The organism is Chromohalobacter sp. 48-RD10 (assembly GCF_029889785.1).
Lineage (GTDB): Bacteria > Pseudomonadota > Gammaproteobacteria > Pseudomonadales > Halomonadaceae > Chromohalobacter.
Window position 1 is genome coordinate 30,166 of record NZ_JARANX010000009.1, and the last position, 24,386, is coordinate 54,551.

Below are 24,386 nucleotides of genomic sequence, written 5' to 3' on the forward strand. Positions count from 1 at the left end.
CAGGGAAAGGGTACCTCTGAGATAGCCATTGTCTAGGCGCGTCGGGCGGGAATGAGATTACGCCAAGCGAGTAGGGCGATAAGCAGGAACAGCAGGGCGGCGATGCTGAACAGTAGCGTGAGACCGCCGAGGCTGAACAAAAGGGCACCGAGAAACGGTCCACTGGCCATACCCATGAAGCGAAAGAAATTGTAGAGCCCCACGGCGGTAGCGCGATGGGAGACGAAGACGCGCGTCAGCAGCGCGGTCTGTGCGGGAAGCGACAGGCCCAGTAGCAACCCGAACAGGAGTGTCGTCGTGATGAGCAGTGTCAGCGAATGTGCTGCCGTGACCATGAAAGCCATGACATCGATGGCGCATAGCAAGGCGGTGATTACCAGCAGGCTTTCCGTGGAGAGGCGTTTCTGCACACGGCTGCTCAGGAAACTTCCCAGCACCAAGGCCACGGAAAGCGGCAGGAACATCAGCCCCTTCTGGGCCACGGAGAGCGTGTAGCTCTGATCGAGAATCACCGGCAGATAGACCAGAAAATTGTAGTAAATGTAGAACTGGACAAAGCCCAGAATACCGATGGTCAGCCCCTGGCGGTCGCGCGCGATGCATGCGTATTCGGCTATGTCGATCTTACGTGCGGGACCGGCGGGCTTAGTTTCTCTGAGCAATGTCCAGTTGATGATGCCGACCAGCGCCCCGGCGATGGCCAGCGCCAGAAAGACGAAATGATAGTCGAAGCGTCCCGCGATGAAACCACCCGCCACCGGTCCGATGACAGGGCCGAGGGCGACCATCATCTGAAAAGTCCCCATCGCCTTGAGACGCTTCTCACCCTGGAAAAGGTCGCCGATGACGGTGACGGCGACCACCGACCCCGTGGCGATCCCTACCGCTTGAAATACGCGAAAGAAGAGCAGTGAGGTGATGTGGTCGGCATAGAAGCAACCGATCGACGCCGCGACGTACAGCGCGATCCCGGGGAGCAAGACCTTCTTGCGTCCCAGGCTGTCGGTCAGCGGACCGTAAAGGATCTGCATGAAGGCGATGATGAAGGTAAACACCGAGATACTGGCGTTGATGAGCAGTTGGCTGGTGGACAGCGTGTCTTGCAGCTCGGGGAGGATGGGAACGTAGACGGTTTGAGTAAAAGGGCCCAGAAAAGCGGCGAATGACACTGAATGTGCGATTGCCTTTTTATGAACCATCGAGCGTTCCCGGGGTGGTGAAATAAAACGTTATCTTATCAAGTATCTGGCGACGGAGTCTCGTCAGTATCCGGGCGGCGGGCCACGGAGTAGGTGACCTGTTGATTGCGGGTCATTGACCTGGAGGTCGAGAAATTGCGCCAACGCCAGCGACGCTATGTCTGACGCTGGCGAAATTCCTTCGGCGAGCAGGCGACGTGGCGTTTGAAGAAGCGCGTGAAATAGGCCGGCTCCTTGAAGCCCAGCCTTTCGGCGACCTGGCCGATGGTCATGTTGGTATAGGTCAGGTGGCGCTTGGCCTCGAGAAGCACACGCTCGTGCAGTAGTTGCTGCGCGCTGCGCCCTGCGAGCCGTTGGCAGATCGCACTGAGGTGCGCACTGCTGATGCCCAGACGCTCGGCGAGTTCGGGCATGCTGGGCTGTTGATGGTAGTGGGCTTCGATGAGTTGTTGAAAGCGGGCGAGGTGCGCTTCGCCGCGTTCATGATGGCGTGAGCGGCGGGTCTGGCGACGCGTGGCACGTCGTGAGGCGAGGACCAGAAGGCTGTTGAGCAAGGCCTCCAGCAAGGCGTCGCGCCCCTCGGCTGGCTGGCGGTACTCGGCATCGAGCTGGGCCACGAGCGTGGCGATAGGCGTGCGTTCGGGTTGGTCGGCCAGTGGATAAAAAGCCGCGCGTGCCAGGATCTGCCCCTGAGGATGCAACGTATCGGCGATATGGGTCGCCAGCGGCATCGCCAGGGTGATGATGTGGCCATCGACATCGTGCGAAAAGCGAAACGCATGCACCGTCATCGCGGGGACGACGATCAGCAGTGGTCCCTGGACTCGCTGTACGTCGTCATCGAAGGTCAACTGCACTTCACCATGAGCGATATGCAGGACATGCACCAGGTCGGCATGGCGGTGCGGGCGGATATGCCAGTCATGCAGACGGCTACGTTCGGCGATGGACTCACAGTGCAGCAGGTCCGGCGTCGGCCATTGATGCGTCTCGCCATAGAGTTGAAAGACCGGGATGGCGCCGTGCTGACGTGTCATCATGCCCTTCTCCCTATTCGACGAAGGTCGATTCTTCGACCAAAGTTACGTACTGATCTTGGAAAAGTATAAATTGATCCGGGGATTTTGTCTTATTCGTGGATTTTTATCGGTGAAAAATGCAACCCGATAACTGGGCAACGCTCAGAGACGAATAAGAGGAAACCACCATGAAAACCCAAGTCGCGATCATCGGTGCCGGCCCTTCGGGGCTGCTGCTGGGGCAGCTGTTGCAACGCGCGGGGATCGACAACGTCATTCTCGAGCGGCGCAGCGGAGAATACGTCTTGAGTCGCATTCGTGCCGGCGTGCTCGAGCAGGGCATGGTCGATCTGCTGCGCGAAGCCGGTGTCGACCGCCGCATGGATGAAGAAGGTTTGCCACATGACGGCGTCGAGCTGGCCTTCGACAATCGCCGGGTGCGCATCGACCTGGCGGGGCATACCGGCGGCAAGCAGGTCATGGTCTATGGCCAGACCGAAGTGACGCGTGACCTGATGGAAGCGCGCGAGGCCGAGGGTGGGAAGACGCTCTATGAAGTGGATAACGTGCAACCCCACGACTTGGAAACCGACGCTCCGTACCTCACCTTCGAGCACAATGGCGAAATGCAACGGCTCGACTGCGACTATGTTGCCGGCTGCGATGGGTGTCATGGCGTCTCGCGTCAGTCGATTCCCGAAGACCGGCTGAAGATGTTCGAGCGGGTTTATCCCTTCGGCTGGCTGGGGCTGCTCTCCGACACGCCACCGGTTTCCGACGAGTTGATCTATGCCCGCCACGAGCGGGGTTTCGCGTTGTGTAGCATGCGCTCCCAGACCCGTAGCCGCTATTATGTACAGGTGCCGCTGGAAGAGAATGTCGAGGATTGGTCGGATGAGCGCTTCTGGGACGAGCTCAAGAGCCGCTTGCCCGAGGATGTTGCGGCCAACCTGATGACGGGGCCCTCGCTCGAGAAAAGCATCGCGCCATTGCGCAGCTTCGTGGCCGAGCCTATGCAATACGGTCGCCTGTTTCTGGTCGGCGATGCCGCGCACATCGTGCCGCCGACGGGTGCCAAAGGGCTCAACCTGGCGGCCAGCGACGTCAACACCCTGTATCGCCTGATGCTCAAGGTCTACCGCGAGGGTCGCACCGACCTGGTGCCGCGTTATTCGCAGACCTGTCTCAAGCGTGTCTGGAAGGCCGAGCGGTTTTCCTGGTGGATGACCTCGATTCTCCACAAATTCTCCGAGAACGAGGACTTCGGCGCTCGCATGCAGCAAGCCGAACTGGACTATGTCACTGGTTCCGAGGCAGGCCTGACGACCATCGCCGAGAACTATGTGGGCTTGCCCTACGAACCGTTGGAGTCCTAGGCGGGTATGGTGGCGCAGTCGTGACGCTATGAGCTAGCGCGTGACAACAAGCGGCCCGCCTCGTTGCAGCGAGGCGGGCCGCTTGAAAAGCACCTAAGGCGCGTGAATGTTGCGTTAACCAAACAGCCCTTTCAACGTATGCGGCTGGCTGCGCAGATACTGCTTCGGGGCATTTACGGTAGCGCCGAGTTTGGCGGCGGCGTGCCACGGCCAGCGCGGGTCATAGAGCATGCCGCGGGCCAGGGCGACGGCGTCCGCCTCGCCGCTGAACACGATGCCTTCGGCCTGTTCCGGTTCGGTGATCAGGCCGACAGCAATGACCGGCATGGCGACTTCCTGCTTCATGCGGCGAGCGAATGGCACTTGATAGTTGGGGCCGACGTTCAGCGTCTGGCGCGGGTCCAGTCCGCCACCGGAGCAGTCGATGAAGCTGCAGCCATGGGCGTCGAGCGCCTTGGCCAATTCGACGCTCTGCTCCAGATCCCAGCCGCCTTCGACCCAGTCGCTACCAGAGATGCGGATGCCGACTGGCTTGTCATCCGGGAACACCGCACGTACGGCATCGAATATCTCCAGCACGATTCGCATGCGATTTTCCAGACTGCCGCCGTATTCGTCATCGCGCTGGTTGGAAAGCGGCGACAAGAACTCATGCAATAGATAGCCATGCGCCGCGTGCAGTTCGATCAGCTCGAAACCGAGACGCTCGGCGCGCTGGGCCGAGGCGACGAAGTTCGCCTTGAGCTGCTCGATATCAGTCAGACTCATTGCCTGTGGTGGACGCTGCCCGTCCTGATACGCGACGGCGGAAGGCGCCACGGTTTGCCAGCCGCCTTCGTCCAGGCTTAGCTGGGCGCCGCCGTCCCAGGGTGCCTGGCAGGAGGCCTTGCGTCCGGCATGGCCCAACTGGATGCCGAGCGGCATCGGCGAGTGGGCACGAACGGATTCGAGTACACGCGCCATCGCCTGTTCGTTATCGTCTGAGTAAAGCCCCACGTCGCCGGAGGTGATGCGTCCTTCCGGCGCGACGGCGGAGGCTTCGACGATCAACAGCCCTGCTCCTGAGAAGGCGAGATGCCCCAGATGAATCTTGTGCCAGTCGGTCATGCTGCCGTTAGCGTCGGCGGAGTATTGGCACATTGGTGAAATGACGATGCGATTGGCCAATTCGAGCTCGCCGAGCATGAGCGGTGAGAACAGCTTAGGAGATGCCATGAAAACGTTCCTGAAGCGAATGATGGCGAGAATATAGCGTGCTAATAATTTTTTGGCAATGGTGGGCTAGCACAGCACAAATACCTTCTATATTGTATGTAAAGGCTTTGACGAGTACGCATCCATGATGAGGTACGCTGTGATACTCGATGGCTATGCAATGGCATTCAGGGAGTCGGAACTATGCAGGCAAAGTATCGATACGTGGCGCTGGCCGTTGGACTGCCGCTGATGACGGCGGCAATTCCCAGCCAGGCACAGGAAGGCGGCTGGCAGGGGAGTCTCGGCGCGGGAGCGATTTACTCTCCCGACTACCTGGGGAGCGACGATTACGAGACCTCCGCGTGGCCGTCGGTCGACCTGACCTATGGCGATAGCGTGTATATCAACGCACGCGATGGTGTGGGGTGGAACGTTATCAACCGGGATGGCTGGAAGGTGTCGCCGTTTCTCGGTTATACCCTTGGGCGCGACGACGAGGACGATCTGCATCGCCTAGACAAGGTCGATGGCGGTGTCACGGCCGGGCTGCGAGCCGAGTACACCGAGGGCAATTGGCTATACAATGCGGCGGTTGAAACGCCAGTGACCGGGGACGTGGATGGCTATCACGTCAAGGCCAAGGCGCATTGGCGTTCACGTTTGACCCAGCAGCTGTCTGTCTCGCTGGGACCGAGCATTGCCTATGGGAGCGAGTCCTGGGCCGAGGACATGTTCGGCATCTCCGCGCGGGAAAGCCAACGTTCGGGGTTAGATGCCTACGCGCCGAACGAGGGCTATTTCAAGGTCGGCGCCGATGCCAGTCTGAGTTATTACCTCACGCGGACATGGTCCATCACGGGGTTGGTGGGTGTGTCACGCCTGACCGGTGACGCCAAGGATAGCCCCATCGTCGACGATATCGGTGATGCGACCCAGGCTTACGCAGGCGGCTTCATCAATTACAACTTCTAGATATCCACCGGTCTTGACGTGGCGTTCTACGCAATGGCCTCGCCAATATTGGCGGGGCCATTTCTTGGGGTCATGTCACCGTTCCATCACTCGGCGATATAGACCGTGCGCACGTTGAGGAAGGCGCCAAAGCCGTATTCGCTCTGTTCGCGACCGTAGCCACTTTCCTTGACACCACCGAAGGGCAGCTCGGCGATGGGCGTGGTGGGCCGGTTGACGAAGCTCATACCAACTTCGAGGCGGCGTGCGACCTGTTCGGCACGTTTGACGTCCTGGCCGACCACGGTACCGCCCAGCCCATAGCGGCAATTATTAGCCAGCTCGATGGCATGTTCGGCATCGTCGGCGACGATGACCGAGGCCACCGGGCCGAACAGTTCCTCGTCGAAGGCCGGGTTGCCGGGCGCGACGTTGGTCAGCACGGTCGGGGCATACCAGGCGCCGGGACGGTCGAGGATCTCGCCGCCGGTTTCGAGTTGCGCTCCGTGTTTGATGGCGCGCTGCACTTGGTCGTGCAGGTCGTCACGCAGGTCCTTGCGCGACATGGGAGCGATCTCGGTGTCGCCGTCCATGGGGTCGCCGGTGCTCATCTTCTGAACGCGGTCGATGAGCCGCTCGGTAAAGCGTTCCAGCATCGGGCGTTCGACGATCAGGCGCTTGGACGCGGCGCAGCTTTGCCCGGTATTGTCGAAGCGGCCATTCACGGCCAGTTCCACCGCCTTGTCGACATCGGCGTCGTCGAGCACGATCAGCGGATCGATACCGCCGAGCTCGAGCACGCTGGGCTTGATGGCGTCGCCGGCGATCTTGGCCACGGCGCGGCCGGCTTCCTCGCTACCGGTCAGCGTGACGCCGCAGACGAGCGGGTCGTGAACGATGCCTTCGACCTTGTCGGAACCGATCGGCAGCCAGGTGAAGGTGCCTTCCTTGAAGCCAGCATCATGAAACAGCTTGGTGATGTACTTGGCACAACCCGGCACGTTGGAGGCGTGCTTGAGCAGGCAGACGTTACCGCCCGCCAGATTGGGCGCGGCGAAACGCACTACCTGATAAAGCGGATAGTTCCACGGCATCACGCCAAGCACGGCGCCCATCGGATCGTGGACGATTTCCGCCTTCTGTGCGCCTTCTACCTGGCGCGGTTGAGGCTTGAGCAGGGAGTCCAGGTTGTCGGCGTAGAAGCGCACGATGGCCGAGGAAATCTGCGTCTCGGCGATGCCCTGGTGGAAGGGCTTGCCCATCTCATGGGCGATGATTTCGGCGATTTCGCGCTGATGCTGGTCGATCAAGTCGGCCAGTGCGGTGAGCCGTTGGCGACGATCGGCCAACGGCAAGTGACGGAATTCGGCATAGCCCTCGCGGGCTTGGTTGAGCTTTTCGGCCAACTGGTCATCGTCGAGCATCTCGTGCTCGCCAAGCACCTGATCGTTGGCGGGATTGACGGCGGTGAGGGTCTTGCGGCTCATATCATCCTCCTTAACGGGATCGTCGGTGACGAATTTTCCCGAGGCAGTCTTCCTGATTGCCTCACTACTCGTTTTGGCGATGCTGAAGGAGAGAATCAAGGGGGCGTGTATTCGCCCCCAGCTCAACCATTGCCAATGTAAATGACAGGGTTCCTCTTTGAGCCCGATGAAAATTGTTGAATCGATCTATCGACCTTTCGGCAGGAATAACGTACTGCTTATCCCGGATTTCCTCTAGGAAGAAGTTATTTGGATGCGGCTCATGTTATTTACGTTTATATATAAAAATATATTAAATATTATTCTTTAGTCGAATAGTAGATGGCAGAATTTCTCTTGTTGCATGCCTTTTGCGATGTCTTTGTAACTACTTCTTTAGTCTGAATTTTTGGCGGGAAATGTTTCATAACATCCTGAAAATTTGTGTATTTTTATTAAATTCGCTATGCGAATTTCTCCCCGTTTGACAGACGAGTAAGAATATTGCCAAGCTTTGTTTGTCATGTGAAAAAAAGTTCGTTGTGCGAATATTAATGCTATGCCATGCCACATGACGACGTGATGTATGGAGGTTGGTGTCCAGACTTCCTCCATTATGTCGGTATACTCACCCTGCGCCATACGCACTGCTAATAATAATCTCTAGCTGCACCTGCAGCCGGATCAATTGCCAAGCACCATCGCGGCTAAGACCGCGACGGCTGGCGGCAACAAAACAAGAGGGAATAAAACCAATGATGACACGCAAACCACTCACCAGCGCGATCTCTCTGGCTAGCCTCGGGATTTGCCTCGGCGCATCCATGAACGCCCACGCTCAAGGCTTCGTCGATGACACCAAGGTCGACTTGACCTTCCGTAACTACTTTATCGGTCGCGATTTCGAGGACTCGAGCGTTGAGCGCGATAAGGCCCAAGAGTGGACTCAAAGCTTGATCCTTAATATTGAGTCCGGTTACACACCCGGCCCGGTCGGTTTCGGCGTCGATGTAATTGCCGGCGCTGCAGTCAAGCTGGATGGCGGTAGCGATACTTACGGCACCGGTCTGTTGCCCGTAGAGGATGCCGGTACCGATCCGCATCCGGCCGATAACTACGGTCGCTTTGGTATCGCCGCCAAAGCCAAAGTCGGTGAAAGCGTATTGAAGGTTGGCGAAATGATGCCGGTGCTGCCCATTTTGCGCTCGGACGACGGGCGTTCGCTACCGCAGACCTTCGAGGGCGGTATGATCACCTCCCACGATATCGACGGGTTGATGCTCACGGCCGGCCAGTTCCGCCAGAACAGCCCCCGAGACAGCAAGAGCATGGATGACATGACCTATGGCGGCGGCCAGTCTGATCGCTTCAACTTCATCGGTGGCGAGTATACGTTCAACAAACAACGGACCACCTTTGGCCTATGGGGCGCAGAGCTGAAAGATGTCTACGAGCAGCAATACGCGCAGGTGGTACATACTCAACCGTTGGCCGAGGACGTGGCGCTGACTGCCAATATCGGCTACTTCCATGGCGGTGATGATGGGAGAGCCCGTGCTGGTGATCTGGACAATGACACCTACTCCGGACTGTTTGGTCTAGACTTCGGCAGCAATACCGTCTATCTCGGTCTACAGAAAGTCAGTGGCGATACGTGGATGCGTGTCAACGGAGCCAGTGGTGGCTCGCTGGCCAACGATAGTTTCAACAACAGCTATGACAATTCCGGTGAGCGTTCCTGGCAGCTACGCCATGATTTCGACTTCGAAGCGCTGGGTCTGCCTGGGCTGACGATAATGAATCGCTACATCAGCGGCGACAACATCGATTACGAGAACGGCAGCGACGGTAGCGAGTGGGGCCGAGAAACCGAGCTTGCCTACACGGTCCAAAACGGTTCGCTGAAGAACCTCAACATCAAGTGGCGTAACTCTAGCTTCCGCTCCGAGGTCAATACCCGCGACCTGAATGAGAATCGCATCATCCTCAACTATCCGCTTTCGATTGGCAGTTAGCATGCCAGGCTAGATACTCACGAAGAGGTCGGCTCGAGAAAGCTGAATGTTCCATCTAAGCTGGCAGGATAGCCGTGAACTCATTCGTTCACGGCTATTTTTATATGTGCTCATTGCAAGGATAGCCTCGCCGCCAGACATCGCTGCTTCCCCTACCGCAACTTGGCAGGTGTGCGGCGACATGACCCCGGCGGCCATGTCGCCAGACGCCTCAGTCGAGCAAGGCGCGGGCCGTGTCGATCACGTTCTCGATGGTGAATCCGAAGTGGCGGAAAAGGTCTTCGGCCTTGCCCGATTCCCCGTAGCCGGTCATGCCGATCACGCTGCCTCGAGGACCGACGTACTTGCGCCAATAGTCGGGATGCGAGGCTTCGATGGCGAGGCGGCGTGTCACCGCAGGCGGTAACACCGTCTCCTGATAATCGGCGTCTTGGGCATCGAAGGCGCTGGCGCAGGGCATCGAGACGACGCGGACCTGCCGCCCCTGATCGTTGAGTTGGGTGGCGGCGTCCATGGCCAGGCCCACTTCCGAACCGGTGGCGATGAGAATCAACTCGGGCGTGGCGTCGCAATCCTTGAGCACATAGCCGCCACGTTCGATAGCGGCGAGCTGCGCGACATCGCGTGCTTGCCCAGGTAGCCCTTGGCGCGAGAAGACCAGGGCCGTGGGGCCGTCCTGGCGCTTGAGCGCCGCCAGCCAGGCCACGCTGGTTTCGGTGGCGTCGCAGGGGCGCCACGTTGCCAAGTTGGATGTGATGCGTAGCGCATTGAGCTGTTCGATGGGCTGGTGCGTAGGGCCATCTTCGCCCAAGCCGATGGAGTCGTGGGTGTAGACGAAGATTACCTGGCGCCGCGCGATGGCGGCCATGCGCACGGCGTTGTGCATGTACTCCATGAAGGTGAGGAACGTCGCCCCGTAGGGAATGAAGCCGCCGTGCATGCTGATGCCGTTCATGATGGCGCCCATGGCGAACTCACGGACACCGTAATGCAGGTAGTTGCCCTCGGGGGACTGCGCGGAGAGTACGCTTGCTCCGTCCCAGAACGTCAGGTTCGACGGCGCGAGATCGGCGCTGCCACCGAGTAGTTCCGGCAGCTTGGGTCCCAGACGATTGAGCACGCCCAGTGAGGCCTTGCGTGAGGCCAGCGAGTCGCAGGTTTGCTGAGCCTCTTCGATCAAGGCGCTGCCGCCCAGGTCGCCGGGTAGCTCGCCATGCCAGCGGCGCTCGAGCTCTTCGGCGAGCTCAGGATAAGCCTCGGCGTAGCGCGCGAAGCGCTGGCGCCACGCGTCTTCGGCTTGCTGGCCGGTCGTGGCGGCGTTCCAGCCTGTGTATATCTCGTCGGGCACGTGAAACGGCGGATGCGACCAATCGAGGCGCTGGCGTGCGGCGGCGACTTCATCCTCGCCCAGGGCGGCGCCGTGACAGGCGCCGGTACCCTGTTTGTTGGGTGCGCCGAAGCCGATGACCGTCTTGCAGATGATCAAGGTCGGGCGCTGGTCGTGCTGTTTGGCGGCGGTGATGGCGTCTTCGATGGCGGCGGGGTCATGTCCGTCGACGTCGGCGATGACCTGCCAGCCGTAAGCCTCGAAGCGCTTGGCGGTTTCGTCGGTGAACCATCCTGCAACCTCGCCGTCGATAGAGATGCCGTTGTCATCATAGATGACGGTCAGTTTACCGAGGCCCTGAGTACCCGCCAGCGAGCAGGCTTCGTGGCTGATGCCCTCCATCAGGCAACCATCGCCGACGAAGCACCAGGTGCGATGGTCGACGATGTCATGTCCTGGACGATTGTACTGCGCGGCCAGGGTGCGTTCGGCCAGCGCCAGGCCGACGGCGTTGGCGAGCCCCTGACCCAGCGGGCCGGTGGTGGTTTCGACCCCAGGCGTATAGCCGAGTTCGGGATGCCCGGGCGTGCGCGAATGGAGCTGGCGAAACTGTTTGATGTCGTCGATGGCCAGATCGTAACCGCTGAGATGCAACAGCGAATACAAGAGCATCGAGCCATGCCCGTTGGAGAGTACGAAACGGTCGCGGTCGGGCCAGGTAGGGTTGCTGGGGTTGTGCTTGAGATGATCGTTCCACAGCACTTCAGCGATATCGGCCATGCCCATCGGCGCGCCGGGGTGGCCAGAGTTCGCGGCCTGCACGGCATCCATCGACAGGGCGCGAATGGCATTGGCCAGTGTGAATCGAGAGGGCATCGGTGTCTCCTCCATGAGCGGTGAATCAGTTAGCGAGCCGGTCGGCGATCAAGTCCTCGAGGCAGGTCTGATCGTCGGCGAAGCGCCGGATGCCCTCGGCCAGCTTGTCGATGGCCATGGGGTCTTGATTATGCTGCCAGCGGAAGGCGCTTTCTCCGAGGGGCTTGGCGGGTCGTGCCTCGGGATGCGTGAAGCGCACCTTGGCGTCGACATTGCCTTCGCGCGCCTCGAGCGTTTCCAGCAAGGCGGGGGAGATCGTCAGTCGATGACAGCCGGCGAGAGCCAGGACTTGCTCCGGCGTACGAAAGCTCGCCCCCATGACGACGGTCTCGTAACCGCCCTGGTCGGCACGCTCGCATACCTGGCGCACGAACCGCACGCCGGGGTCATCGTCGGGGCCGAACGTCTGCTCGGTTTCTTTCTGATACCAGTCGGTCACACGCCCCACGAAAGGTGAAATCAGAAACACCCCGGCATCGAAGCAAGCCTGGGCCTGGGTGTCGCTGAACAAGAGCGTCAGGTTGCACTGGATACCCTCGCGCTCGAGCACCTCGGCGGCGCGAATGCCCTCCCAGGTCGAGGCGAGCTTGATCAAGATACGCTCGCGACCGATACCCAGCGCTTCGTAACGCTCCACCAACTCATGGGCCTTGCGGATACTGGCCTGGGTATCGAACGAGAGTTTAGCGGCGACTTCGGTGGAGACGCGCCCCGGAATGAGCTGGGCGACCTCGCTGCCGATGCCCACCGAGAGTCGGTCGACGATGCGCTCCAAATGGTCGGCATCATGCGGCTTCTCGGTACGCTCCTCAGCCAGAATCCGCTCGATCAGTGGCTGATAGCCGGGCAGTTCGAATGCCTTTAGGATCAAGGATGGGTTGGTGGTGGCATCGACGGGCCGATAGCGTTCGATGGCGGCTGGGTCCCCGGTGTCGGCGACCACTTGCGATAGTGCCTTGAGTGAGTCGAGCTGTGAAACCATGGTGTGCTCCGCCGCTGTATGCGGGCGTGAAAGCCCACGACGTGTCAGGCAGCGCCGGGGGCGAGGAAATGGAGAGTAACTCAGTGAGCCGCCGCTAGTGCTCAGGCGGCGGCTTTTTCCAGGCGGTTTTCGGTGCTGTCGGCTAGCCGAATCAGTAGCAGGCAGCACGACACCGCGCCGGCGTCCAGATGACCGCGCGAGCGTTCGCCAAGGCGTGCCGCGCGCCCAATCTTGGCCTCCAGGTCGAGCGTCGAATCACGACCGTCCTGGGCGCCATTGCGTAATGCTTGCAATGCTTGGGAAAAGTCGTCTCCGCTCTCGACGGCGTCGCGGTAGCGTTCGATGGTCGGCACCAGAGTATCGAGCAGGCACTTATCGCCGACCTTGGCGTCGCTGATCTGCTCGAGCGCTTCGCGCCCGCTGGCCAGCATTTCGCCGAAATCCTTGGCATCGAGGACGTTCTTGTCCTTGGTCGACTTGGCCATGCCCATGAAGAGGCTGCCGTAAAGTGGCCCCATCGAACCGCCGATCGAGCCCATCAAGGTCGTGGCGAGCGTGCCCAGCGCCTTGGAAAGCGACAGCGATTGGCCGGCGACCGACTCCCCGCAAAGTCGAAATCCCTTGGCCATGTTGATGCCGTGATCGCCGTCGCCGATCGCACCGTCGACATCACTCAGGTATTGGCGGTTGTCGACGATGACCTCGACCAACTCCTCGAGAATGTCCCTGCCGTGAGTCGCGTCCAGAACTTGCATGGTGAGTCTCCGTAGTAGCGGTTCCGATCAGCACTGCGTGATGGCCAGCGAGCGTGCCGGGGCGTCCAGCAGCGGTTTGAGCTCGTCGTCGAGCTTCATCAGCGTGAGCGTGGCGCCCATCATCTCCAGCGAGGTGAAGTAATTGCCGATGTCCGTACGATGCACGCGGATGCCGGCGTCTTCGAGCCGTTCGGCGATGTGTGCGTAAAGGATATTGAGCTCCATCACCGGCGTGGCGCCAAGCCCCGAGATCAACACCGCCACCTCGCTGCCGGCGAAATCCTGGTCGGAGAGCACAGGATCGCACATGGCCGTGGCGATGGCCTCGGCACTGGTCAACGGCGCGACCTCGATCCCCGGCTCGCCATGGTGGCCGATGCCGAGTTCCATGTGCCCGGGCTCGATCGAAAAGTTGGGTTTGCCGTTGGCAGGGATGGTGCAGCTACTCAGTCCGACGCCGATGCTCGAGCACGCATCGACGGCCTTCTGCGCCAGGCGAATGACTTCGTCGAGACTGTCGCCCCGGGCCGCCGCTGCGCCGCCGATTTTCCACATCATCACCTCGCCGGCGACGCCGCGTCGCTTGTCGCGCTCTGATGCCGGTGCCGAGGCCACGTCGTCGCGTGCAATCACCGTCTTGACCTCGATGTCGTCCATCTCGGCCATCTGCTTGGCCATCTTCACGTTCATGTTGTCGCCCGCGTAGTTGCCGTACAGGCAAGCGACCCCCTGCTCATGGGGCACGGAGCGAAAGGCTTCGAGGAATGCATCGGCGGTAGGGGACGAGAATATCTCGCCAATGGCCACCGCATCGCACATCCCCGCGCCGATATAGCCCAGGAAGGCGGGTTCGTGGCCTGAACCGCCACCGGTGACGATACCGACCTTGTCGCTTGGGCTGTCCGGATACTTGAGAACACGCGAGTGATCGGTGGCGGCAAACAAGCTCGGCGAGGCGTGCAAGTAACCTTTGATGGCATCGTCCACGACGTTGTCGGGGTCATTGATGATGCGTTGCATGGCGTATTCCTCTTGTTCGTTGTGGCCGATTGTTCGTTGTGACCGACGATGGGGCGTGGCGATCCGCCACTTGAGTTGACGAATTATATAATGATCTTTAGCTGATCAGATGTTTAGGCTTGGGGCCCAAGACTGTCAAGGCATGGCCGGTGTCGACGTCTGAGACTTTGGTCGTGAACAAGAGCTCTGAAAGCGATGTTTAATATTAAGTACTTGAATTAAAAGGTTTTTATTTATTAATCAGGAACTCGAATAATAGGGTGGCGCAAATTAGCCGCTGACTTTTCGTGATCGAGAATTTTACAAATGTTCGGTTACTGATATTTTGAACATAGCGCGAGCGGTAACAGCATACCGATCGCAAGCGGGAGGAATCATCACGGGAGACAACACATGTCAGACTCAAACGGCTATGCACCAGCAATGCGCATCGCACTGGGCGGCGATGAGGCCGCATTCGAGCTCAAGGCCTTGCTGATCGAGCACATTCGCGCTCTGGGGTACGCGCCCATCGATTACGGCACCTATAACGCTGAGCCGGTGCTGTACCCCGATGTAGCGGTCCGGGTGGCGCGTGCCATCGAATCGGGAGAGGTGACGCAGGGAGTGCTGGTCTGTGGGACTGGCATCGGTGTGGCGATTTCGGCCAACAAGGTGCGTGGTATTCGTGCCGCGCAGGCGCATGACACTTATTCGGCCGCCAAGGCGCGCTCGAGCAATGATGCGCAAATAGTGACGCTCGGCGCCCGTGTGGTTGGTCCGGAGTTGGCCAAGGCCGTGGTGACGACCTTCCTGGAAACCGAGTTCGGCGGTGGCGGTTCGCGCGCCAAAATCGAGCGTATCCTGGAATACGAAAAAGAGGCCTTTCGTGATTCCTCGAGCGTCTGATCGATGAGAGTGCGCTTGTTCGCTGTGGTATCTTGGTGCACATCGCCCGAAGTGGCCAGGAAGCGGATCGTATGAGGCAGTGCCATGAGTGAACGTGTCGAGAGCGCCGAGGTCGCGCTGATGACTGAGATCGCCTCTCTCTATTATGTGGAGGGCGAAACCCAGGAGGCGATCGCCAACCGTCTGGGGATTTCCCGGGTCAAGGCGGGGCGTCTTTTAAAGCGCGCGCATGCCGAGGGCATCGTCGATGTGCGGGTTCGTCAGCATCCTGCGGTAAGCGCCGAGGTCGAGCAGGCACTGATAAACCGCTTCGGTATCAAGCGCGCCTTGATTGCGCTCGACCATACCGACCCCGACGTTCAGCGTTCCGGTGTGGCCAGTCTGGTGGCCGATCATTTGTCGCGCGAGCTGCACGATGGTTCGATCGTGGCAGTGGGCATGGGGCGTAACGTGGGCTCAGTGGCCGATAACGTCTTCGAACAAGGCGAGCGCAAATGTTCGTTCGTGTGTGCCATTGGCGGCTCGTTGCGTGCCGGAGAGTACATGAATCCTGATCATATCTGTCGCCGCCTGGCGGTGAAGTATGGTGGTGATAGCGAGACGCTGTATGCGCCGGCGCTGGTGCAGAACCCGTCGCTGCGCGATTCGATGTATGAAAACCCCACCGTGCGTCAGACGTTGGACAGGGCACGGCGCGCGGATACCGCGATGATCGGTGTCGGCGATCTCAGTGAGGACAGCAACATGGTACGCATGGGCTGGTTCACGCCCCAGGAAATTGCCGAGGCGCGGCTTTCGGGAACGGTGGGTGACATGATGGGGTACGATTTCATCGATATGCATGGCCGGCCGTCGGAAACACCCATGCAGGGTCGGGTCATTGGCTTGACCATCACCGACTTGGCGCGGATTCCCGACGTGGTGGCGATCGCCAGCGAAAACACTAAGGCGGCGGGAATCCTGGGAGCCCTGCGTACCGGCGTCATCGATACCTTGGCTACCAGCGTGACTAACGCCCATACCATCCTGCGTCTGGATGAAGCGACCACTTCGGCGCCAAGCTGAGGCAATATGCGACCGAGTGTCGTGCAAGGCCGTTCATATGAACACTGATGTGTTTATTTGAACGGCCTTTTTGTGCGAACTGTCTTTTCCTTCTTGCACTTTGCGGACGTTAACTTTCAGATATCTTTCTAAAAGTTGTTTATTTTCAGTAAATTAAAAAGCAATCCTAAAGTATAAGACGAAAAGGTCGCCGACTTCATTGACCTGGCTATACTGAAAAGCGTTAATTCATTTGAGCAACAAAAGATCAAATGATAAATGAGCGCCAGCTCAATGGAGGCCATCATGAACGATACGCTCACCTCATCCCCCGACATCCCCGACACGATGCGTGCCATCGTTGCCTACGCGCCAGAAGATTATCGACTGGAAAACGTCGCGGTCCCCGATATCGGTGACAAGGAAATCCTGGTCAAGGTCGAGGCCTGTGGCATCTGTGCTGGTGATCTCAAGGCGTATGAAGGTGCGCCGAGTTTCTGGGGTGACGAGGATCAGCCTGCCTATATCAAAGCGCCGATGATCCCAGGGCACGAGTTCATCGGGAACGTCGTCAAGATGGGCCCCGGCGCGACAGGTTTTGAGGTCGGCGACCGAGTTATTTCCGAGCAGATCGTGCCCTGCTGGGACTGCCGCTTCTGTCATCGCGGCCAGTACTGGATGTGCGAGAAGCACGACGTGTATGGCTTCCAGAACAACGTCAATGGCGGAATGGCCGAGTACATGAAGTTTCCCAAGGAAGCCATCAACCACAAACTGCCGGATGATGTGCCGGTGGAAAACATCGTGCTGACCGAGCCGTTTTCCTGCTCCATGCACGCGGTGGAACGAGCGCAAATCCAGTTGGGTGACATCGTGGTGCTCTCAGGTGCCGGCACCCTGGGGCTGGGGATGATTGGCCCGGCCAAGAAATCCGGCCCCGCCAAGCTGGTGGTGCTTGATCTGCACGGCGAGCGCCTGGAACTGGCCAAGAAATTTGGTGCCGATGTGGTGCTTAATCCGGGTGACGAAGATGTCGTCCAGATCGTCAAGGATATGACCGACGGCTATGGCTGTGACATCTACATCGAAGCGACCGGCGCGCCCAAGTCGGTGGAGCAGGGGCTGGCGATGTTGCGTAAGCTGGGTCGCTTCGTCGAGTTCAGCGTTTTCAAGGATCCGGTGACGGTCGATTGGAGCATCATCAGTGACCGCAAAGAGCTCGACGTACTGGGCTCGCATCTAGGACCTTACTGCTATCCACACGTGATCGAAGGGATCGAGAGCGGTGATTTCCCCACCGAGGGTGTGGTGACTCATAAGCTGCCACTGGCGGATTTCCACAAGGGTATCGAGCTGATGAGGCACGACAGTAGCGCACTCAAGATCATTCTCATGCCCGGTGAGTGATGTCGCGATGTCCTGCGTAACGGTCACAACCGTCATCCGGCGCGGGACTTGATTACCACTCATCAGCGACGCCAGGGGGCGCTTCATCATGACTTCACATACGGCTGCCATGCCTCAGAGACAATGGAAAAAAAGGCGCGGTAAGGCGGTAATGATCGGTGTTGCGGTCGTCCTGCTTGCCGCCATGGCCTGGGATACGACGGTGATGCCGATCGGAGCGGAAGAGGGGCAGGAAGGCGCAAAAATGGCACGCTTCGCCGAAGAAGAATTTCCCAAGATTCGCGAGGATGTCGATAGCAGAGCCGTCGGTATCGGTAAGCTGTCTAGTGCGATTGCCGAAGATCAAAGTGCGGCGGGTGAAAAATACGGTGTATCAGGCGGGGTCGGTCCTATCATGCCCGTTACCTTTACCGGCGTGGTGGGTGAAAGCACATCCGGGACATATGAAGTCAAGGCCGACGGGGCGCCCGATGATCTGGTGGTGAGGGTTCAGACCGGGCCGGCCATCAATGGTACCGACCTGCGGGATGCCACGGGGGAGATCGAATTCGGTCAATTCAAGAATCAGATCGAATATCAGAATGCGGGCGCCGCTTTGAACGATGCCATGAAGGCTCAGGTGCTATCGGATATCGATACACAAGACCTGGAAGGCAAGACCGTGACAGTGACGGGCGTATTCCAGTTGATCAATCCGAATAACTGGCTCGTGACACCGGTCGACTTTAGCGTGCAATGAGCCGGAGGCTTGATGCGATGAACGAATATGCAACCAATCAGGAAGAGGCGCTGGGCAAAGTAATCCTGTCGGCGCGCAATATCGCCAAGTCTTTCGGTAATGTTCATGCCCTGAAGGCCGTCAATTTCGATGTCCACTATGGGCAAGTGACGACGCTTTTCGGCGAGAATGGCGCGGGAAAATCGACGCTGATGAAGATTCTCTCGGGCGTCATGCAGCCTTCCTCGGGAGAAATCGTCCTCGAAGGCGAGCCGGTTCGTTTCTCCTCGACCACGGAGGCACAGCGCCAGGGGATATCGATTATCCACCAGGAGCTCAGCCTTGCGCCCAATTTGAACGTTCGCGATAACGTCTTCATGGGCCGTGAAATCGTCGGCAATGGCGGCGTCGATTACACGGAGGAATCGCGCCAGACGCGTCAACTCATGGAAGAGTTGAATGAACCCATCGATCCACTCACGCCTGTGGAAGATCTGCGCCTCGGGCAGCAGCAGATCGTCGAGATCGCCCGTGCGTTATCCGTCAATTCACGCATCCTGATCATGGATGAGCCGACCTCGGCATTGAGCGCTTCGGAAGTCGAAGTGCTGTTTCGCGTGATTCGTGACCTGAAAAGCCGCGGCGTCTCGCTCGTTTATATCTCCCACCATCTCGAGGAAGCCCTGACCATTACCGACCATGCTGTGGTATTGCGCGACGGTCGAATGACGGCCTATGCCGCTCGTGCGGAGATCGATCTCGAATGGATCGTACGCAACATGGTGGGGGAAAACTTCGATCTCGGTTCCCCGCCGGATGGGTACGCGATGGGAGATGCCGTGCTGTCGATCGAGGGTGTCACCGTCCCGGATGCGTCGGTACCCGGGCGCGCCGTGGTCGATGACGTGTCATTGAGCGTGCGCGCCGGCGAGATCGTCTGCATCTATGGGTTGATGGGGGCGGGCCGCACCGAGTTGCTCGAAAGCGTGGCGGGGCGCGGCGACATGGCCGCGGGCCGGGTCTTGCTGCATGGCGAGAATATCTCGCGGCTGAGTATCGCGGAGCGTATCGAACAAGGCCTGGTGCTGGTGCCGGAAGATCGTCAGCGTGATGGTCTGGTGCAGACGATGTCGGTGGGCGAAAACCTCTCGCTTGCCAGTATCGGTGCCTTTACCAAGGGGCTGCTGACATCGCGTGGGCGTGAGCATCACGTGGTGCGGGACTCTATCAGCAATGTTCATATCAAGACCGACGGTGCTGCCGCCTCCATCGGCTCGTTATCCGGCGGCAATCAGCAGAAGGTCGTGATCGGCAAGATGATGGCCACTCACCCCAGAGTCGTGCTGCTTGACGAACCCAGTCGGGGAATCGACATCGGTGCCAAGGCCGAGGTCTTCAGGCTGCTCAGTGAGGGCGCGGCGCAACAGGGTTTGGCCGTGGTGTTTTCGACGTCGGAAGTCGGCGAATGCCTGAGTATTGCCCATCGTATCGTCGTCATGAGTCGTGGCCGAATGGCGGCCGAATTCGGTGTCGATGCCACCAAAGAAGAGATTATGGCTGCCTCGGGCGAGGCCGTGGTCGCTTGATCCACTTATAGCGGAGATAATTACAATGTCTGATGTCAGCCAAGATAATGGCAATGGACGAGGCAAACTATTCGGCGGCGATTTCGATATAAAGCGTGCTCTTCTGGAGGGACGTGCGTTCTTCGCCTTGATCGCGATCATCGTCATTTTCTCGATTCTTTCCCCGGTCTATTTCTCGACCAGCAATTTCCTGACCATGTCGTCTCATGTCGCCATCTTCGGGCTGTTATCGCTGGGTATGTTGTTGGTCATTCTGACGGGTGGCATCGATCTTTCCGTGGGCTCGACACTGGGTCTGGCAGGCGTCTTTGCAGGCTTTCTGATGCAGGGTGTGTCTTTCGAAATACTGGGTGTCGTGTTCTATCCCCCCGTGTGGGTCGTGGTCATTCTGACATGTGGGCTGGGCGCACTGGTCGGTGCCATCAATGGCGTGCTGATTGCGTATTTCAAGGTGCCTGCCTTCGTGGCGACCTTGGGTCTATTGTACGTGGCAAGGGGCGTTGCCCTGCTGATGACCGACGGCCTGACCTATAACAATCTGGGCGGTAGTCCAGAACTGGGCAATACCGGTTTCGATTGGCTGGGCTTCAACCGTCTTCTCGGCGTGCCGGTCGGGGTGTGGGTGCTCGCGGCCGTCGCGATTCTATGCGTCCTGGCGTTGAGCCGTACACCCTTCGGACGGTGGGTGTATTCCACAGGCGGTAACGCCCGTGCCGCAGAACTATCGGGAGTACCGGTCAAACGCGTGCAGGTGTTGGTGTATGTGCTATCGGGCATCTGCGCGGCCATTGCTGGACTGGTGCTGTCCTCGCAATTGACCTCGGCAGGGCCGACCGCTGGGACGACCTATGAATTGACCGCGATCGCCGGTGTCGTCATCGGCGGTGCGGCACTCTCCGGTGGCCGCGGCAATGTGCGCGGTACTTTGCTGGGGGCCTTCGTGATCGGGTTTCTCTCCGATGGTCTGGTCATCATAGGGGTTTCTTCCTACTGGCAGACCGTATTCACAGGGGCCGTCATCATTCTTGCGGTCTTGCTCAACAGCATTCAATACAGCGGTCGGAAGACGCAGCAAGCCTCTTCCGATGGCAAGACGACTTCACCGCAATCGGAGAGCGCCACTGAGCGTTCGCCGGTCTCGGGAAGTACTGCCGGTAACGCCGGTACACAATCATAAGAGTAAAGGTGGTCGATTATGTTCATGAAAGGAAAACGCCTGCTGATAGCTGCACTGGCCGTGAGCACGCCGCTCTTCGCGGGTGGGGTCGCGGCCCAGGACGAAGGACGTATCTCCATTATCGTCAACGACACCTCCAACCCCTACTGGTTCACGGAAGGCAAGATCGCCGAGGAAACCGCGGAAGAGCTTGGCTATCGCGCCGAGGTGAGTTCTCACAAGGGGGACACCAACAAGGAAAGCAACCAGATCGATACGGCCATCACTAATCAGGTCGATGCCATCATTCTCGACCCAGCCAATGCTGACGGCTCCATTGGGGCGGTGCGCAAGGCCGTCGAAGCGGATATCCCGGTGTTTATCATCAATGCCGAAATCAACGAGCAGGGGCTGGCTCAGGCACAGCTCGTCTCGAACAACGCCCAGGGTGCGGCGCTGGGTGCACAGCAGTGGATCAAAACAGTGGGCGATTCGGCACGCTACGTGGAGCTCAAGGGCGCGCCTTCGGATAATAACGCCGCAACCCGTTCCAACGGTTACGAAACCGTCCTCAGCCAATACCCCGGCCTCGAGCAGGTCGGCGTCGATGTCGCCAACTGGGATAGAACTGAAGGGTTCAACAAGACGCAGAGCATGTTACAGGCCAACCCCGACATCGATGGCGTGATCAGCGGTAACGACGAGATGGCGCTGGGCGCTATCTCGGCCCTGAAGGAAGCCGGCAAGCTCGATGACGTGGTCGTGGGAGGCTTTGATGGCTCGCCCGACGCGGTCGAGGCGGTCAAAGCTGGAGAGATGGAATATACCGTGCTGCAACCGGTGGCCATCTTCTCGGAAACGGCGGTGCGCATGGCGGATAAATACATCAAGAACGGTGAAACCGGCATGGATAGCGAGAAGAGGCTCTTCGACTGCCTTCTCATCACCTCGGACAATGTCGATCAATACACCGACCCGTTCGTGCTTAAGCAGTAATCCTTCCCTGAAGCGCTTGAGAGCGCCTACGGCGCTCTCAAGTCTCCCCCGGTCTCGATAGGGCTTACGAGATCTGCGGCTTCAACTCGCCACTCGCGTAACGCTCGAACATGCGTTCGAGGTTGAGCGGGGCGATCTTGCTGGCCTGGCCGGCGGTGCCGAAGGCTTCGAAGCGCTGGATGCACACATCGCGCATGGCGGTGACGCTTGCCTTGAGGAACTTGCGCGGATCGAACTCGCTGGGGTTTTCAGCCAAAAAGCGACGCACCGCACCGGTAGACGCCAAGCGCAGGTCGGTGTCGATGTTGACCTTGCGCACGCCGTGCTTGATGCCTTCGACGATTTCCTCGACCGGCACGCCATAAGTCTCGGGAATCTCGCCCCCGCTAGCGTTGATGGTCTCCAACCATTCCTGCGGCACTGAACTGGAGCCGTGCATCACCAGGTGGGTGTCGGGGATGCGTGCGTGAATTTCCTTGATGCGCTGAATGGAGAGGATGTCGCCGGTCGGCGGCCGCGTGAACTTGTAGGCGCCGTGGCTGGTGCCAATGGCGATGGCCAGGGCGTCGGCCTGGGTGGCGGCGACGAACTGTGCGGCCTCTTCCGGGTCGGTCAGCAGTTGACTGTGATCCAGCGTGCCCTCGGCGCCGACGCCGTCTTCCTCACCGGCCTGGCCGGTTTCCAGCGAGCCCAGGCAGCCCAGCTCGCCTTCCACCGAGACGCCACAGGCGTGCGCCATGGCCACCGCGCGACGGGTGACGTCGACGTTATAGGCGTAGTCGGCGGGCGTCTTGCCGTCTTCCTTGAGTGAGCCGTCCATCATTACCGACGAGAAGCCGAGCTGGATGGAGCGTTGACAGACATCGGGGCTGGTGCCGTGATCCTGGTGCATGACCACTGGAATATGCGGGAACTCTTCCACCGCGGCCAGGATCAGGTGGCGCAGGAAGGACGCACCGGCGTATTTGCGCGCGCCTGCGGAGGCTTGCACGATAACCGGTGAGTCGGTGCGGTCGGCGGCCTCCATGATGGCGCGCATCTGTTCCAGGTTGTTGACGTTGAACGCGGGAACGCCATAGGCGTGTTCGGCGGCGTGGTCGAGCAGTTGACGCAGGCTGATCAGAGCCATGGGGAGTGTGATTCCTCTAGAAGTACAAGGCGACCCGCAGGCCGCCGATCGTGACGTAGTGGCTTGAGTAGTCGTTTTAAGTAGTGGTTTGAGTGGTGGCTTAAGCCAGGTTATCGGGAGGCGGCTTCGAGCGCCGCCACGGCGGGCAGTTGCTTGCCTTCCACATATTCGAGGAAGGCGCCGCCGCCGGTGGAAATGTAGGAGACATCATCGGCGACGCCGTACTTGTCGATGGCTGCCAGGGTGTCGCCGCCACCGGCGATGGAAAACGCCGTACTGGCCGCGATGGCGCGCGAGAGCGTCTCGGTGCCCTTGCCGAACTGGTCGATCTCGAACACGCCGACGGGGCCGTTCCACAGGATAGTGCCGGCGTTTTCGAGCAGCGCGGCGAAGCGCTTGGCGGTATCCGGGCCGATGTCGAGAATCATGTCGTCGTCGTTGAGCTGGTCGACCGGCTTGATGGTGGCTTCGGCCTGCTCGGAGAACTCGGTGGCGACCACCACGTCGGACGGCAGTGGAATGTTGACCTTGGCCATCAGCGCCTTGGCTTGATCGACCAGGTCGGCCTCATGCAGCGACTTGGCGACGTTGTAGCCCGCCGCGGCGATGAAGGTGTTGGCAATACCGCCGCCGACGATCAGTTGATCGCACTTCTCGGACAACGCGGTGAGTACCTCGAGCTTGGTGGATACCTTGGAGCCGCCGACGATGGCCAGCATCGGGCGTGCCGGCGTGGCCAGTGCCTTTTCCAGTGCGTCGAGCTCGCCCGCCAGCAAGGGACCCGCACAGGCGGTGGATGCGTATCGCGCCACGCCGTGGGTCGAGGCCTGGGCACGATGGGCGGTGCCGAAAGCGTCCATCACGTAGACGTCACAGAGCGCGGCGTAGGTCTTGGCCAGTGCCTCGTCGTCCTTCTTCTCGCCGGTGTTGTAACGCACGTTCTCGAGCAGCACGACCTCGCCATCGGCGATATCGACGCTGCCGTCGAGATAGTCCTTTTCCAGGCGTACCTCGCGGCCTAGCAGCTTGCCGAGATGCGTCGCCACCGGGGCGAGCGAGAACTCATCGTCGAGCTCGCCTTCGGTGGGGCGGCCCAGATGGCTCATCAGCATCACCCGAGCGCCGGCGTCGAGTGCGGCCTGAATGGTCGGCAGGCAGGCGCGCAGGCGCGCATCGCTGGTGACCTGGTCGCCCTTGATGGGCACGTTGAGATCTTCACGAATCAGTACACGTTTTCCGGCGAGATCCAGATCGGTCATCTTGCGCACATTCATGGGCG

Annotated in this window: 20 protein-coding genes; 10 read left to right on the forward strand and 10 right to left on the reverse strand. The window is 59.6% G+C overall.

What is annotated here, in order from left to right; translation table 11 throughout:
- Window positions 1-32 precede the first annotated feature (32 nt).
- Window positions 33-1,199: an MFS transporter gene (locus tag OP496_RS11110; RefSeq protein ID WP_280563698.1), complete on the reverse strand. Its 1,167-nt coding sequence runs from the start codon at window positions 1,197-1,199 to the stop codon at window positions 33-35.
- 155 nt (window positions 1,200-1,354) lie between these two features.
- The gene (locus tag OP496_RS11115; RefSeq protein WP_280563699.1) at window positions 1,355-2,239 is read right to left on the reverse strand and encodes a helix-turn-helix domain-containing protein; all 885 of its coding nucleotides are present in this window, start codon (window positions 2,237-2,239) and stop codon (window positions 1,355-1,357) included.
- Window positions 2,240-2,406: 167 nt separating this feature from the next.
- Here OP496_RS11115 and pobA point away from each other — a divergent pair, with 167 nt between their 5' ends.
- Window positions 2,407-3,594, forward strand: a complete 1,188-nt coding sequence (gene pobA / locus OP496_RS11120; RefSeq protein ID WP_280563700.1) for a 4-hydroxybenzoate 3-monooxygenase — start codon at window positions 2,407-2,409, stop codon at window positions 3,592-3,594.
- 114 nt (window positions 3,595-3,708) lie between these two features.
- Here pobA and OP496_RS11125 read toward each other — a convergent pair whose 3' ends face one another.
- The gene (locus OP496_RS11125; RefSeq protein WP_280563701.1) at window positions 3,709-4,809 is read right to left on the reverse strand and encodes an NADH:flavin oxidoreductase/NADH oxidase; all 1,101 of its coding nucleotides are present in this window, start codon (window positions 4,807-4,809) and stop codon (window positions 3,709-3,711) included.
- Window positions 4,810-4,992: 183 nt separating this feature from the next.
- Here OP496_RS11125 and OP496_RS11130 point away from each other — a divergent pair, with 183 nt between their 5' ends.
- Window positions 4,993-5,763: a MipA/OmpV family protein gene (locus OP496_RS11130; protein ID WP_280563702.1), complete on the forward strand. Its 771-nt coding sequence runs from the start codon at window positions 4,993-4,995 to the stop codon at window positions 5,761-5,763.
- 86 nt (window positions 5,764-5,849) lie between these two features.
- On the opposite strand, the gene OP496_RS11135 is transcribed toward OP496_RS11130, so the two are convergent.
- Window positions 5,850-7,229, reverse strand: a complete 1,380-nt coding sequence (locus tag OP496_RS11135; RefSeq protein ID WP_280563703.1) for an NAD-dependent succinate-semialdehyde dehydrogenase — start codon at window positions 7,227-7,229, stop codon at window positions 5,850-5,852.
- A gap of 734 nt (window positions 7,230-7,963) precedes the next feature.
- Between OP496_RS11135 and OP496_RS11140 the strand changes: the two genes are divergently transcribed.
- Entirely contained in the window at window positions 7,964-9,223 is a 1,260-nt protein-coding gene (locus tag OP496_RS11140; protein ID WP_280563704.1) for an OprD family porin, read from the forward strand.
- A 211-nt stretch (window positions 9,224-9,434) separates the two neighbouring features.
- Here the strand turns inward: OP496_RS11140 and tkt are convergent, their stop codons facing one another.
- The 4 genes from tkt to OP496_RS11160 form a co-directional block, all read right to left on the reverse strand.
- On the reverse strand, window positions 9,435-11,426 hold the full coding sequence (gene tkt / locus OP496_RS11145; RefSeq protein ID WP_280563705.1) for a transketolase: 1,992 nt from the start codon (window positions 11,424-11,426) through the stop codon (window positions 9,435-9,437).
- Between the two features lie 25 nt (window positions 11,427-11,451).
- Window positions 11,452-12,408: a transaldolase gene (gene tal, locus OP496_RS11150; RefSeq protein WP_280563706.1), complete on the reverse strand. Its 957-nt coding sequence runs from the start codon at window positions 12,406-12,408 to the stop codon at window positions 11,452-11,454.
- A 101-nt stretch (window positions 12,409-12,509) separates the two neighbouring features.
- On the reverse strand, window positions 12,510-13,163 hold the full coding sequence (gene dhaL / locus OP496_RS11155) for a dihydroxyacetone kinase subunit DhaL (protein WP_280563707.1): 654 nt from the start codon (window positions 13,161-13,163) through the stop codon (window positions 12,510-12,512).
- A 27-nt stretch (window positions 13,164-13,190) separates the two neighbouring features.
- The gene (locus OP496_RS11160; RefSeq protein WP_280563708.1) at window positions 13,191-14,183 is read right to left on the reverse strand and encodes a dihydroxyacetone kinase subunit DhaK; all 993 of its coding nucleotides are present in this window, start codon (window positions 14,181-14,183) and stop codon (window positions 13,191-13,193) included.
- Between the two features lie 393 nt (window positions 14,184-14,576).
- Here OP496_RS11160 and OP496_RS11165 point away from each other — a divergent pair, with 393 nt between their 5' ends.
- From OP496_RS11165 to OP496_RS11195, 7 genes are all read left to right on the forward strand, one after another.
- Window positions 14,577-15,071, forward strand: a complete 495-nt coding sequence (locus OP496_RS11165) for an RpiB/LacA/LacB family sugar-phosphate isomerase (RefSeq protein ID WP_280563709.1) — start codon at window positions 14,577-14,579, stop codon at window positions 15,069-15,071.
- Window positions 15,072-15,155: 84 nt separating this feature from the next.
- Window positions 15,156-16,136, forward strand: a complete 981-nt coding sequence (locus OP496_RS11170) for a sugar-binding transcriptional regulator (RefSeq protein ID WP_280563710.1) — start codon at window positions 15,156-15,158, stop codon at window positions 16,134-16,136.
- Between the two features lie 285 nt (window positions 16,137-16,421).
- Complete coding sequence (locus OP496_RS11175; protein ID WP_280563711.1) at window positions 16,422-17,522, forward strand: alcohol dehydrogenase catalytic domain-containing protein; 1,101 nt, start codon at window positions 16,422-16,424, stop codon at window positions 17,520-17,522.
- Window positions 17,523-17,610: 88 nt separating this feature from the next.
- Window positions 17,611-18,261, forward strand: a complete 651-nt coding sequence (locus OP496_RS11180) for a DUF2291 domain-containing protein (protein ID WP_280563712.1) — start codon at window positions 17,611-17,613, stop codon at window positions 18,259-18,261.
- Between the two features lie 17 nt (window positions 18,262-18,278).
- The gene (locus OP496_RS11185) at window positions 18,279-19,826 is read left to right on the forward strand and encodes a sugar ABC transporter ATP-binding protein (RefSeq protein WP_280563713.1); all 1,548 of its coding nucleotides are present in this window, start codon (window positions 18,279-18,281) and stop codon (window positions 19,824-19,826) included.
- 25 nt (window positions 19,827-19,851) lie between these two features.
- A complete protein-coding gene (locus tag OP496_RS11190) occupies window positions 19,852-21,003 on the forward strand; it encodes an ABC transporter permease (RefSeq protein WP_280563714.1) in 1,152 nt (383 codons plus the stop codon).
- A gap of 24 nt (window positions 21,004-21,027) precedes the next feature.
- Complete coding sequence (locus OP496_RS11195) at window positions 21,028-21,978, forward strand: D-ribose ABC transporter substrate-binding protein (RefSeq protein WP_280563715.1); 951 nt, start codon at window positions 21,028-21,030, stop codon at window positions 21,976-21,978.
- A 64-nt stretch (window positions 21,979-22,042) separates the two neighbouring features.
- On the opposite strand, the gene fba is transcribed toward OP496_RS11195, so the two are convergent.
- Complete coding sequence (gene fba, locus OP496_RS11200) at window positions 22,043-23,107, reverse strand: class II fructose-bisphosphate aldolase (RefSeq protein WP_280563716.1); 1,065 nt, start codon at window positions 23,105-23,107, stop codon at window positions 22,043-22,045.
- A 110-nt stretch (window positions 23,108-23,217) separates the two neighbouring features.
- The gene (locus OP496_RS11205) at window positions 23,218-24,381 is read right to left on the reverse strand and encodes a phosphoglycerate kinase (protein ID WP_280563717.1); all 1,164 of its coding nucleotides are present in this window, start codon (window positions 24,379-24,381) and stop codon (window positions 23,218-23,220) included.
- Window positions 24,382-24,386 lie beyond the last annotated feature (5 nt).

Bases quoted from the DNA above. Each gene is read 5' to 3' on its own strand.
- pobA (WP_280563700.1), top strand. From the start codon at position 2,407: ATGAAAACCCAAGTCGCGATCATCGGTGCCGGCCCTTCGGGGCTGCTG.
- OP496_RS11115 (WP_280563699.1), bottom strand. From the start codon at position 2,239: ATGATGACACGTCAGCACGGCGCCATCCCGGTCTTTCAACTCTATGGC.
- OP496_RS11185 (WP_280563713.1), top strand. From the start codon at position 18,279: ATGAACGAATATGCAACCAATCAGGAAGAGGCGCTGGGCAAAGTAATC.
- OP496_RS11110 (WP_280563698.1), bottom strand. From the start codon at position 1,199: ATGGTTCATAAAAAGGCAATCGCACATTCAGTGTCATTCGCCGCTTTT.
- OP496_RS11140 (WP_280563704.1), top strand. From the start codon at position 7,964: ATGATGACACGCAAACCACTCACCAGCGCGATCTCTCTGGCTAGCCTC.
- OP496_RS11135 (WP_280563703.1), bottom strand. From the start codon at position 7,229: ATGAGCCGCAAGACCCTCACCGCCGTCAATCCCGCCAACGATCAGGTG.
- OP496_RS11165 (WP_280563709.1), top strand. From the start codon at position 14,577: ATGTCAGACTCAAACGGCTATGCACCAGCAATGCGCATCGCACTGGGC.
- OP496_RS11190 (WP_280563714.1), top strand. From the start codon at position 19,852: ATGTCTGATGTCAGCCAAGATAATGGCAATGGACGAGGCAAACTATTC.
- tal (WP_280563706.1), bottom strand. From the start codon at position 12,408: ATGGTTTCACAGCTCGACTCACTCAAGGCACTATCGCAAGTGGTCGCC.
- OP496_RS11125 (WP_280563701.1), bottom strand. From the start codon at position 4,809: ATGGCATCTCCTAAGCTGTTCTCACCGCTCATGCTCGGCGAGCTCGAA.
- dhaL (WP_280563707.1), bottom strand. From the start codon at position 13,163: ATGCAAGTTCTGGACGCGACTCACGGCAGGGACATTCTCGAGGAGTTG.
- fba (WP_280563716.1), bottom strand. From the start codon at position 23,107: ATGGCTCTGATCAGCCTGCGTCAACTGCTCGACCACGCCGCCGAACAC.
- OP496_RS11205 (WP_280563717.1), bottom strand. From the start codon at position 24,381: ATGAATGTGCGCAAGATGACCGATCTGGATCTCGCCGGAAAACGTGTA.
- OP496_RS11160 (WP_280563708.1), bottom strand. From the start codon at position 14,183: ATGCAACGCATCATCAATGACCCCGACAACGTCGTGGACGATGCCATC.
- tkt (WP_280563705.1), bottom strand. From the start codon at position 11,426: ATGCCCTCTCGATTCACACTGGCCAATGCCATTCGCGCCCTGTCGATG.
- OP496_RS11170 (WP_280563710.1), top strand. From the start codon at position 15,156: ATGAGTGAACGTGTCGAGAGCGCCGAGGTCGCGCTGATGACTGAGATC.
- OP496_RS11175 (WP_280563711.1), top strand. From the start codon at position 16,422: ATGAACGATACGCTCACCTCATCCCCCGACATCCCCGACACGATGCGT.
- OP496_RS11180 (WP_280563712.1), top strand. From the start codon at position 17,611: ATGACTTCACATACGGCTGCCATGCCTCAGAGACAATGGAAAAAAAGG.
- OP496_RS11195 (WP_280563715.1), top strand. From the start codon at position 21,028: ATGAAAGGAAAACGCCTGCTGATAGCTGCACTGGCCGTGAGCACGCCG.
- OP496_RS11130 (WP_280563702.1), top strand. From the start codon at position 4,993: ATGCAGGCAAAGTATCGATACGTGGCGCTGGCCGTTGGACTGCCGCTG.